This window comes from Roseovarius sp. YIN77 (genome assembly GCF_057219155.1).
In genome coordinates this window covers 1-11,662 of sequence record NZ_JBXVVI010000033.1, presented here as the reverse complement: position 1 = coordinate 11,662, position 11,662 = coordinate 1, and the positions used below count along the sequence as shown (strand labels likewise).

At 56.4% G+C, this 11,662-nt stretch carries 11 protein-coding genes; 9 read left to right on the top strand and 2 right to left on the bottom strand.

The genetic code is table 11. The annotated features are described in order from the left end of the window. Window positions 1–215 precede the first annotated feature (215 nt). Together AC2D8P_RS16035 and AC2D8P_RS16030 are read right to left on the bottom strand one after the other, a co-directional pair. Window positions 216–1,502, bottom strand: coding sequence for a glycosyltransferase (locus AC2D8P_RS16035; RefSeq protein ID WP_484703814.1), 1,287 nt, complete (start codon window positions 1,500–1,502; stop codon window positions 216–218). Continuing rightward, entirely contained in the window at window positions 1,499–2,431 is a 933-nt protein-coding gene (locus tag AC2D8P_RS16030) for a GntR family transcriptional regulator (RefSeq protein WP_484703813.1), read from the bottom strand. The genes AC2D8P_RS16035 and AC2D8P_RS16030 overlap by 4 nt, the downstream gene beginning before the upstream one ends. A 191-nt stretch (window positions 2,432–2,622) precedes the next feature. On the opposite strand from AC2D8P_RS16030, the gene AC2D8P_RS16025 reads away from it, so the two are divergent. The 9 genes from AC2D8P_RS16025 to AC2D8P_RS15985 all read left to right on the top strand — a co-directional run bounded on the left by AC2D8P_RS16025 (window position 2,623) and on the right by AC2D8P_RS15985 (window position 11,442). Further along, window positions 2,623–3,672, top strand: coding sequence for a polyamine ABC transporter substrate-binding protein (locus AC2D8P_RS16025; RefSeq protein WP_484703811.1), 1,050 nt, complete (start codon window positions 2,623–2,625; stop codon window positions 3,670–3,672). Between the two features lie 106 nt (window positions 3,673–3,778). Next, window positions 3,779–4,633 carry an ABC transporter permease gene (locus tag AC2D8P_RS16020; protein WP_484703810.1) on the top strand — a complete coding sequence of 285 codons (855 nt, stop codon included), beginning with the start codon at window positions 3,779–3,781 and terminating at the stop codon, window positions 4,631–4,633. 1 nt (window position 4,634) lies between these two features. Continuing rightward, entirely contained in the window at window positions 4,635–5,426 is a 792-nt protein-coding gene (locus AC2D8P_RS16015) for an ABC transporter permease (protein WP_484703809.1), read from the top strand. Next, window positions 5,423–6,487 (top strand): ABC transporter ATP-binding protein, encoded by a 1,065-nt coding sequence (locus tag AC2D8P_RS16010; protein WP_484703808.1) that lies wholly within the window; start codon window positions 5,423–5,425, stop codon window positions 6,485–6,487. The genes AC2D8P_RS16015 and AC2D8P_RS16010 overlap by 4 nt, the downstream gene beginning before the upstream one ends. A 19-nt stretch (window positions 6,488–6,506) precedes the next feature. Beyond that, window positions 6,507–7,793, top strand: a complete 1,287-nt coding sequence (locus AC2D8P_RS16005) for a nucleotide disphospho-sugar-binding domain-containing protein (protein ID WP_484703807.1) — start codon at window positions 6,507–6,509, stop codon at window positions 7,791–7,793. Then, a complete protein-coding gene (locus AC2D8P_RS16000) occupies window positions 7,790–8,149 on the top strand; it encodes a cupin domain-containing protein (RefSeq protein WP_484703806.1) in 360 nt (119 codons plus the stop codon). The genes AC2D8P_RS16005 and AC2D8P_RS16000 overlap by 4 nt, the downstream gene beginning before the upstream one ends. Window positions 8,150–8,162: 13 nt before the next feature. Continuing rightward, a complete protein-coding gene (locus AC2D8P_RS15995) occupies window positions 8,163–8,507 on the top strand; it encodes a cupin domain-containing protein (protein WP_484703805.1) in 345 nt (114 codons plus the stop codon). Between the two features lie 12 nt (window positions 8,508–8,519). Then, the gene (locus tag AC2D8P_RS15990) at window positions 8,520–10,025 is read left to right on the top strand and encodes an aldehyde dehydrogenase family protein (protein WP_484703804.1); all 1,506 of its coding nucleotides are present in this window, start codon (window positions 8,520–8,522) and stop codon (window positions 10,023–10,025) included. Continuing rightward, on the top strand, window positions 10,018–11,442 hold the full coding sequence (locus tag AC2D8P_RS15985; protein WP_484703803.1) for an NAD(P)/FAD-dependent oxidoreductase: 1,425 nt from the start codon (window positions 10,018–10,020) through the stop codon (window positions 11,440–11,442). Before AC2D8P_RS15990 ends, AC2D8P_RS15985 begins: the two co-directional genes overlap by 8 nt. The last annotated feature ends 220 nt before the right edge of the window (window positions 11,443–11,662 follow it).

The window sequence follows — 11,662 nt, the reverse complement described above, 5'->3', positions numbered from 1 at the left end:
TCAATACGTGGCTCAGACAATACAACCAGATCAGACCACATCATGCTCTGAACATGCGCCCACCAGTCCCAGAAACCCTTTTAGACAAACCGCAAATCACTGGTACTGAAACAAGGGGCTAGACATTCAATCGGTCGACAGGTTGCTCTTCCCATAGGATGCAATGCCAAATTCTGGAGCGTTTTCTGATCGTGCCTAGGGACTATCGCCTAACATCAAGCAGTTACAAGAGTCACCTTCAGGACGGCCTCTGCGGCTTTGCGCGTGCCTGAGTGCTTCTTCATCGCATCCGATATTTCGGCTAGACGCGTTTTCATGACCGCATTGTCCGACAGCTCCAAGATCAGGGACCGCAGGTCTTCTGGCTCCCAGTCTGCGCGATGGATTGCGCGCCCCACGCCCACGGCCTCGGCGCGTTGCGCATTGTCATGACCATCCCAGCAATAGGGCATCACCAGCGACGGAACACCGTGATACAGAGCCTCGCAAAAGCTGTTGTTGCCACCATGGTGGATGATCACGGCGCATTCGGCCACGACAGAGGGCTGGGGAAACCAGCTTCCCAGAATGACGTTGTCAGGCACCTGTCTATAGGCCTCCAGAAAGCCACCCACATTCACCAGGAACCGCGCCGGCAATGTGGCGAAGACCTCTATCATCCGCCCGATCAGCTGTGTGTCACTTGCCCCGAGAGAGCCGAAACTAAGATACACCAGCGGGCCGTTGTCCTTGGGGAAATGCGGTGATTTGAAATGGCCTTCATCCCTCACGCAGCCTTCGAGAAAGGCAAACTGGCTGTCAGGCAAGACCTGGGCGCGCTGGTACCGCACGCAGGCAGGTGCCAGAAGCAGGTTGAGCCACGGTGACGTTTCAAGAAAAATCCCTGCGGGAAGGGGCGGTAGTTTCCGGGCTTTGCGGAATTCGTTGTATCTGCGATGCGGGGCGCGGGTGTTGTCCAGATAGGCCTTTTCGAATTCGGTGCGTGCCGGGATATCATCCGGCGCCAGACCAGAGAGATACGGCGGCACGTTGGCATCAGGTAGTTCCGTTTCCGCACAGGATACGATCCGCACCCAGGGGCAACCAGCGTTTGCGACAGCGGGAAACATGATGACGTTATCGAGCAGAATTGCATCCGGTTTGATTCGGTTAAAGAGGTCCCTTAATCCGTCTTCGACAGCTTCGGCTGTGCTGACGATCGCCTCCCAAGTTGGGGCGACGTAGGTTGTCAGCTGATCGAGAGCGGAAAGGTTGAAGTGCGGTAGATGCGTGTTGATGAAGCCTTGCCAGTAATCTTCATTTGACGCGTCGCTGCTGCGCCTTTGCTCAGGTAGGTGATACTCTTTGAAGCCATATTCAGCGAACACGCCAGTGAAACCTGGGTGGCAGATAAACACCGGGTTGGCACCCTGACGTTTCAGTTCCTGAGCGATGCCGACGCAGTTTAGCGCGGCACCAAAGCTTGCCTCGGGGAACAGGACAATGGTTGGCCCGGATGTCATGGCTGCACCCCGCGTTTCATTGGAGGAATACCGCGGTTGGCGGCTTCGGGGCGGCGCACCCGGGATTTCCGTAGGTGCAGGACCATCTGGTCTGCCGCCAGGTCGAACTGGTTGCGCTCAAGGCTGTCAAGAATTTCCAGATGCTCTTCCAGTGATTGTCTTAGCCGGAAATCCGGTATCGAGGCATCTTTCTGGGTGGTCCGACGCAACCGGTGATGTGTCAGCAGACTACCCCGGATGAAGCGGTTGCCGGAACATTCGGCGATGAAGCTGTGAAACTCTGTATCAATTGCCCGGAACCCGGAAGAGGTGATGCTGCCGTTTCGAAGCTTCAGGATGTCATCCATCTGGCTGCGTAGAAGCCCGGCGCGCTTAAAATCCATTGTAAACCTAGGCGCCAGGATCGCCTGAGGTTCCATGGTCAGACGGAAGGCGATGCTGTCTTCGACAGAATTTGGGGAATCAAGGATTGGCTGAAAGGCCCATGATCTGCCGGGCAATTGGGCAACAATGCCATCTCGAGATAGTATTTTTAACGCATTTAATACAGTATTGCGTGAAACTTTGTAACGACGCACGAGGGCGCTGGCGGATTGAACTTCGCCGATACGGCGTTCGGCGCGATCAGACAGAATTCGACGAGCCAGGGAGTCTTCGAGATCCTCTAATCTGCGAACTGCCTCGGCCTGCTCCTCCCGTGTCTGAATTTTCAGAAAATACCCCTCTTCTTCTTTCCATGATAGAATTCCGTTTTCTTCCAATATTTTGAATGCGGATCTGATCGGAGTTCTCGATACACGACAGGCGGCGGAGAAGCCCTGTTCGGGCAAGTGGTCGCCAGACTTCATACCACGTTCAAATGCAATGTTCAGCACTTTTCGGGCCAACTCAAGGTGGTTTTGACGTGTGTTGCGGCGCGTATCGGTCATCAGCTCGGCCTTTCAGAGGCAAGAAATTCGGGAAACAAGCTACGCCCCGAAAAAGAACATTGAATACAGATTGACGTATCTTTTCACATAATAATACTGAATATAAGGTGGTCAGCAAGAACCGCTTTGAAGAATCTAAGATCGCGAAGCTCTGCCTGCGCGATCATCCAACATTGAACTGGAGGAATGGCATGTTCCACAAATCACCTACTGCCCGTGCCCTGATTGGGGTGGGCTTGACCTGTTTCGCAAGTGCGGCATGGGCCGAAGATCTCGTTGTGTCCAACTGGGATGGCTACATGGCGCCTGATGCGGTTGAGGCGTTTAACGCAGCGTCAAGTAACACCGCTGAACTGGTGCTACACGCAACCAACGAAGAAATCATGGGCAAGCTGATTGCCTCGAAGGGCAAAGGCTATGATGTGGTTTTTGTGTCTTCGCCGTTCGCCGAAGTGTTGCACAACCTCGGGCTGGCTGAGGAACTGGACCATACCAAGCTGCCCAACGCGACCAATCTTTATGCCGAGGCAACAACGCTTGACCACGATCCGGGCAATAAGTTTTCAATGCCTTATGCGTGGGGCACAACCGGGTTGTGCTATCGCTCTGACCTGGTGGCCGATACGCCCGACAGCTGGATGGACCTGTTAGCGCCAAGTGATGCAGTCTCCGGCAAGACCACCATGCTGGCCACGGATCGCTGGCTTCTGGGTGCGGGACAACTGGCCAAAGGCTATTCGGTGAACGAAACGGATGCCGACAAAATGGCCGAGGTCCGTGATCTGTTGATTAGCGCCAAGGGCACGCTGCTGGCCTATGACGACACAACTTTCTATTCCAAACTGGTATCGGGTGAAGCAGAGCTGGTGCACGCATGGGATGGCTGGTGCAACTATGGCATCGCCGAAAACGCCGACATCAAATACGTTGTGCCTGAAGAAGGGTCTGATCTGTGGGTTGATACCATGGTGATCCTTAAAAACTCTGAGCACAAAGACGCGGCCTATGCATTCGTGGATTACATCCTGGGTGCCGAAACGCATCGCTGGGCGGCAGAGAACATTTTGTACAAGGTTCCGAACCAGGCCGCGATGGAAGGGCTGGATGCCAGTCTGATTGAGACCTTCCCGAACATGGGCATGAGCCCGTCCGAGATGACGGCCTTTGAACAACTTCGCGATGTGGGTGAAGCACAGCGAGACTATTCGCGCATCGTTTCGGAAATCAAGGCGGCGAACTAATATCGCCAAACAGGTTGGGGCGTTTCGCCAAAGCGGGGTGCCCCTTTCCGCTATTTTTTAACCTCTCCCGTCGCGTTGCGGCGGCGCGTGGACAGAAATTGCCGCCATGAAAGACCGTAAACCCATCTACCTGATGTCGCCCGCGCTGGCTTGGTTGACCGCGTTCATGGTTATCCCGTGCCTGCTAATTCTGGCATTGGCGTTTTTCCGGCGCGGTATTTACGGCGGTATCGAATACACTTTTACGCTCGAAAACATCGCACTGGTGTTTGACCCACTTTATGCAGGGATCTTTCTCAAATCGGCCTGGATTGCCGGGCTTTCGGCTTTGATCGCGGTGGTCGTTGGTTATGCGGCGGCCTACGCGATTGCCGCGATGCCGCGCCGGCGCCAGCCTGTGCTGCTGTTCTTCGCAGTGCTGCCGTTCTGGTCAAACTATCTGGTGCGCACTTATGCTTGGATCGTGTTGCTGAACCGCGAGGGACTGATCACCGGTATCGCGCGCGCCTTGGGGTATGACGGAGAACTGCCCAAACTTCTCTATACCGAAGGCGCCGTTGTGGCCGGGTTGGTCTATAACTACCTGCCCTTTGTGATTCTTGCCTGTTATGCGCCACTGTCGCGTCTGAACCCCGAAATATCCGAGGCCTCACGCGACCTAGGCGGATCCGGCTGGACCACATTTCGCCGGGTGATCTTGCCGATGACAGTGCCGGGAATCGCCACGGGTTTTGTGTTTGTCTTCGTCTTGTCGATCGGCAACTTCGTGACCCCGGCGTTGCTGGGTGGCGGGCAATTCCAGATGATCGGCAACCTTGTTTATGCCCAGTTCCTGACCGCCAATGACTGGCCGTTTGGATCTGCGCTATCGATGATTTTGATCGCGATCATGATGGGGCTGCTGACATTGCAGACCTTTGCGACCGAACGCGCCTCTGGCGGCCGTGGCGGAGACAGCTGAGATGGCCGGGAAAAGCAACCTTCGACTGATGTACATGATCATTGCGGCCGTTTTTGCTTTTCTTTACGTGCCGATTTCGGTGTTGTTCGCCCTGTCCTTCAACGAAGGCGGGTTGCCGACGGCCTGGACCGGGTTTTCGGTCAAGTGGTATGGCGCACTTCTGGCCAACGATCAGATCCTTGGCGCGGCCCTGAACACCCTGATCGTGGCTGTGGTGTCAACGCTGATGGCAACGGTTCTGGGCACCCTGTTGGCAATCGGCGTGGAAATTCGTCGGCGCAAGGGGCGCTTTCTGGAAACCATCATCTTTGCCCCGATGATCATCCCAGACATTGTTCTGGCCATCGCGCTACTGAGTTTTTATTCCATGCTGAATGTCACGATGGGCCTGCACACGATCATTGCCAGCCATGTGGTATTCAACCTGGCATTTGTGTGTTCGGTGGTACGCGCACGCCTGAAAACCTTCGACTGGTCGATTGTTGAGGCCTCCTCCGACCTTGGCGCATCCACCCCGGTCACATTGTGGCGGATCGTGCTGCCGGTCATGATGCCCGCGGTCATTGCGGGGGCACTTCTGGCTTTTACCCTATCGGTGGACGAATTCATCATCGCCTTTTTCACCGCCGGTGCGGGACGCGATTCCATCACCCTGCCCATGCAGATATTTGCCATGATCCGGTTTGGTGTCACGCCTGAGATCAATGCGCTAGCCACCCTTGTCATGACGCTATCGGTTGTTGCACTGGCTCTGTCGCAACGCTTGAACCGCGGAGGTTTGCCGGGACAATGACCACCCCTCTTTTGTCACTTCGCAATGTCGAGAAGCGCTTCGGCACCGTACAGGCGGTAACCGGCCTATCGCTGGATATCTTGGAAAATGAATTTTTCGCTCTTCTGGGCGCCTCGGGCAGTGGCAAAACCACCCTGCTGCGCATTCTCGCCGGGTTCGAGATGCCAAGTGCGGGCACCGTGCATCTTGATGGTCACGACATTTCGCATGTGCAGCCGAACCATCGGCCTGTGAACTTGATGTTCCAATCCTATGCGCTGTTCCCGCATATGAGTGTCGCACAGAACATCGCCTACGGGCTCGAAATGGAAAAACTGCCCCGCTCGGTCATCAAATCGCGGGTGGCCGATATGCTGGACATCATCCAGCTGTCGCGTCTTGCTGGCCGCAAACCCGATCAGCTGTCAGGTGGCCAGAAACAACGCGTCGCACTTGCCCGCGCGCTGGTCAAGCGACCCCGCCTGTTGCTGCTGGATGAACCACTTGGAGCTCTGGATAAGAAGCTGCGCGGCGAAATGCAACTGGAGTTGAAGCGCATTCAGGATGAATTTGGCATCACTTTCATTATCGTGACCCACGATCAGGAAGAAGCGCTGGTCATGGCCGATCGCATTGCCATTCTGAAAGATGGTAAGCTACTGCAATGCGGCAACCCAAGGGAAATCTACGAGCATCCTACAAATCGCTATGCTGCGGATTTTATCGGTGTCATGAATTTTCTGCCTGCAAAGGTATCGGGCGGTAAAGTTCTTGCCGCCAACGGCCAGCCGTTCAAGGCTGAGCTTCCCGATGGCTTGAGCGACGGGGCGGTTGTTGTCGCGGCAATCCGGCCAGAGCGGCTTCACCTAGAGGGCGAGGGCAGTGACAACAGCCTTTCAGGCACCGTGCGGGCGATGGCCTATCATGGGCTTGATCTGCACCTGCATCTGGAAACACCCACCTCCCCGCAACCGGTTTTGGTGCGCTTGACCGCTGATGCGGCTGAAACACGCCCGCTGTCGATTGGTGATGACGTTACCGTCGGCTGGTCGGCCAAGGATACCCGCATTTTCGCGGCCTGAAACAACAAAGGAGACTATAATGACACAGAAAACCTTTGCCTTTTTCCCCGAAGCGGCTTTTGGACCGGCGCTAAACTCGGTAGGCATTGCCCAGGCGGTGGAACGTATGGGCCACAAGGCCGTGTTTCTGTCCGACCCTGGATTTATCGAGGTGTACGAAGGCTACGGGTTTGAGGCCCATCCGGTCAACCTGTCAGAGCCGATGCCACCTGAACAGATGGCAAAGTTCTGGGAAGACTTTATCAATGGTCATATCCCAAATTTCCGCAAGGCGCCGATCGACCAGATCGACAACTACGTCAAGGAATGCTGGGAGGCGATTGTCGACAGCGCCAAATGGGCGGAAAAGGATCTGCCGGGTATTCTTGCCAAGATCAAACCGGATGTGATTTCAGTTGATAACGTAATCCTGTTCCCTGCGATCAAGCAGTTTGGCGTGCCGTGGGTGCGCGTCATCTCATGCTCGGAAAACGAGATCGAGGATGACAGCATTCCACCGCATTTGTCGGGTATGGCCGAAGACGATATAGCAGGCCACGCCGTGTTCCGGGCCCGGTTCAACGAAGTGATCAAGCCGATCCACGACGATTTTAACGCCTTTCTGGAAACGACGGGCGAAGACGCCTACCCGATTGGCCAGTTCTTTGAAGCTTCGCCTTACATGAACCTGCTGCTCTACCCCGAGCAAGTTAAATACACCCGATCCGTGCCGCTTGATCCCGCACAGTTCCAGTATCTTGAAGGTTGTGTGCGTCAGGATGAACCTTACGAGGTGCCGACTTTCAAAAAGAACAATGACGGGCCGTTGCTTTACATCTCGTTCGGTTCCCTAGGGGCGGGTGACACTGATCTGCTCAAGCGTCTGATCGACCTGGTCGCCAACTCGCGCTTCCGCGCGTTAGTCAATGTCGGCGACTACAAGGAAGAGTATTCAGACATCCCCGACAACGTCATTGTCGAGGGCTGGTATCCGCAACCTTCGGTGATCCCGCAGGTTGATGCGGTTATTCACCATGGCGGCAACAACTCGTTTACCGAATGCCTCTATTTCGGCAAACCGGCGATTATCATGTCCTATGTCTGGGACGGGCATGACAACGCGATGCGGGTGCAGGAAACCGGGCATGGGTTCCGCTCGGATCGCTATGACTGGACTGACGAGGAACTAATCGCGAAGATCGAAGCCTGCCTGACGGATAAGGCGATGGCCGATCGGTTGCAGCAAACCTCGACCCATATGCAATCGCAAAACGGACAGGAAAAAGCCGCCAAGATACTGGTTGATCTGGCAGAGACGTCCGCATGACCAATCTGTCCTCTACGGCCCCCCATATCCACCATGCGACCGGCTATGATGACCTGCTGGACTGGGGACCACAGCCCGGAATGGTCGAAGGTCAGTCACATTCCACCGGGCGGCTTTTGCACAAAGGACCAGACAATTCGCCGGAAACCGGCGTCTGGGTGTGTTCGCCGGGGCGCTGGCGGTTGTCTGTGCCGCGCGACGAGTTCTGCCACTTCGTCGCCGGCCGCGCTACCTATCTGTCTGACAGCGGTGAAGTGATCGAGGTCAATGCGGGCACCTGCGTGCTGTTCCCCGCTGGTTGGACCGGAGAGGCCACGATCCACGACACCACCCGCAACATCTACATGCTGGCCTAGAGGGGACACGCCGATGAAAACACCCGTGATGCACAAGCCGCTTGAAATCACCGACACGGTGGACTGGGGCGCGGTTCCGACCATGATTGAGGGCACATCGCACATGTCCGGCAAGCTGCTGCACAAGGGGCCGGACGGGCAAAGCGAGTGCGGCTTGTGGGTATGCACGCCGGGCAAATGGCACTGCCATGTCACGAAGGATGAGTTTTGCCACTTTCTGGAAGGGCGCTGTACCTACGTGCATGAAAGCGGCGATGTCATCGAGATCATGCCCGACACGGCTGCGTTTTTCCCGCGGGACTGGAAAGGGGTGTGCACGGTGCACGAGACGGTCAAGAAGGTCTACATGATCCGCTGAATGGAGCACAGAATGTCTGGTGAAACGACAGCGCGATATTATCTATCGCCAACTTACGAACTCAGCCAAATGCCGGGTGTGCCGGTAATCGACCCGTCTACTCAGGACCAGGTTGGTATACGCGCCCAGGTATCCAGTGAGGAGCTGGAAGCCACCCTTGCCCGGGTGAATGCAGCACAAATACTGTGGGCTAAAGTGGATGCCAAATCCCGAGCGCAGAAGTTGCACTCGCTGGCCAGCAGGATCGAAGCTACCGACATGACACAATGCGCCATCCTGATGAGCCGGGAGATGGGCAAGCCGTACCCCGAGGCGATTGGTGAGGTCGCAAACTGTGCGCCCGTCTTTAGGTATTTCGCGGAAATGGCGCGAGATGAGGCCGGCAAGCTGGCCGGCACCACACAAGCCGGATCGCTACAATATGCGCGTTATGAACCTTACGGCGTTTCGGCCCATATCATGCCGTTTAATTTCCCGATTCTGCTGATGTGCTGGACGGTTGCGGCCTCTCTGGCGGCGGGCAATGGCTGTGTCATCAAACCGGCCGAAGCGACCACGCTTTCAACGCTGGAATTTATGCAGGTGTTTAACGATATGCCACCGGATCTTGTGGCCTGTGTGCCCGGCGGGGCGCAGGTTGGACAGGCGCTGGTGGAAAGCGACAAGACCCACGCCATCGCCTTTACCGGCTCGGTGGCGGCAGGGCGGGCCGTGTCTGGTGCCGCAGGCGCGCTGATGAAACCAGCAGTGATCGAGGCCGGCGGTTCTGACCCGATGATCGTTACAGATCATGCGCCGCTGGACATTGCCGCCGCAGGCGCGGTTACCGGGGCCTTCCACCTGTCAGGTCAGGTCTGCACCTCGACCGAACGTTTGTTTGTGACAGATGCCGTCCATGATGCATTTGTAAGAGCTTTCGTTGCCGAAACTAGGCGTCTGCGCGTTGGCAACGGGCTTGAGAAATCTGAAATCGGACCACTGGTCAGCAAGGCGGCACGCGACAAGGTAGAGCGTTTGGTGGCTGATGCCGTGGACAAGGGTGCAAAGGTTGAATGCGGCGGGCGGGTGCCACCGGGACTAGACAGTGGCTGGTATTATGAACCAACCATTCTGACCGGATGTCGCCCGGATATGGACCTGCTAAAGCAAGAGATTTTCGGGCCGGTTGTTGCCATCGTCCGCGTGTCTGATTTTGACGCAGCGCTGGAACAGGCCAATGACAGTTCCTTCGGGCTGGGCGCTTCGATTTTCACCACCGATCTGGCCGAAGCGCATGAAGCGTCAGAGCGGCTGGAGGCGGGCATGGTCTGGATCAACAACCCGATGATCGACAATGATGCGTTGCCGTTCGGTGGTTGGAAAAGTTCCGGCATTGGGCGCGAGCTGGGCCGGCAGGGGCTGGATGCGTTCCGGCGCTCAAAAATGGTTATTCTTGATCACAAGCCGGTGCGCCATGAGTGGTGGTATCCTTATCCCGACGACTGGTTTCTGAAAGCGGGCGGGCGCAAGCATGTCTGACCTGTTCATGCAGCACCTGGCCTGTCAGGCGCAAAACTTTTGCGACTCAGATCAGTTAACCAAAACACCATTCTGGGCCAGTTCACATATGCCAGCGGCTGACAGCCCGCCCCTTGAGGATGATCTGACCTGTGATCTGGCGATCGTCGGCGGGGGATTCACCGGCCTGTGGAGCGCGCTGAATGCCCGCGAACGCTGGCCGGACAAAAACATCGTTGTCCTGGATGCCGGCAGATGCGGGAGTGCCGCCAGTGGGCGCAACGGCGGCTTCTGCGCCCCAAGCATTTCACATGGGGCGGCTAATGCCGTTGCACGCTGGCCGAAGGATGCAGAAACCCTTGTCCGTCTGGGCCACAAGAACCTTGATGGGTTTCAGAAAGATATCGCAGATTTCGGCATCGACGCCGAGTTTGAACGTGCGGGAAAGCTTAATGTCGCGGCCACCCCATGGCAGGTGCGGGGCCTGAAAGCCACGCAGGAAGTCTTTGCGCGGTTTGGGTATGACACGCAGTTTTTGCACGGCTCGGATCTGCATAAAAAGCTTAACAGCCCGGTGTATGATACTGGCCTGTTTGAGCCCAATTATGCACTGATTAATCCCGGCAAGCTGGTCGCTGGCTTGCGGGCGACCAGCATTGGCAAGGGTGTCGAGCTTTATGAGCATTCACCGGTAACGGCGCTTTCCAAACAGGGTGGTTCTATCTGGCTGGCAACCGATAAGGCGCGCATAACCGCGCAACAGGTAATTCTGGCCACCAACGCCGCCGCGCCATTGCTGAAACGCCTGCGAGCGGCGATTATCCCGGTGTTTGACTACGCGCTTGTGACCGAGCCGTTAAGTGCCGATCAACTGGCCGCCATTGGCTGGGTGGGGCGGCACGGGGTCGCTGACAGCGGCAATCAGTTTCACTATTCCCGTAAAACCGCAGACAACCGTATCCTTTGGGGCGGGTACGACGCGATCTATCACTATGGCAGCAACCGAGATGTCGTCCTGCAGGATCGGCCAGAAACCTTCAACCGGCTTGCCGGTACTTTCCGGGCAGTCTTCCCGGCGCTGGACGGCGTACAGTTTTCTCACGCCTGGGGCGGGATCATCGACACCTCGGCCCGCATGACGTTCTTTGCCAACACCGCCCTTGATGGCCAACTGGCCTATGCGATGGGGTTCACCGGGCAAGGGGTTACCGCCTCGCGGTTCGCGGCCCTTGCGATGCTGGACATGTTGGAGGGCAAACAAACCGAGCGCACAACGCTTAACATGACACGCCGCCGCCCGGTACCCTTTCCTCCTGAGCCGTTGAGAACCCTTGCAATCCGCCGCGCACAACTGGATCTGGCCCGGGAAGATCAGACCGGAAATCGGTCGTTTTACTTGAGGGCTCTTGATCGGCTGGGTATCGGCTTTGATTCCTGAAGACGTCTGAGCGCATAGAATGCTGGTCTCCTGAGGAGGCCAAGGCACGGTTTCTTCAGAGGTTTGGGGAACTGACAGGTTGAATATTGGGTGGTCTATTTTGTTGAAAAACTCCTGCTTGATTGATGGGTTGATCGCTGATTCAATTCTCTTATTGATCAGGAGGATTGGCGATGATGGGACCGAGGCAGGAAGCACAGGCAGCGCTGTTTTACGAGTT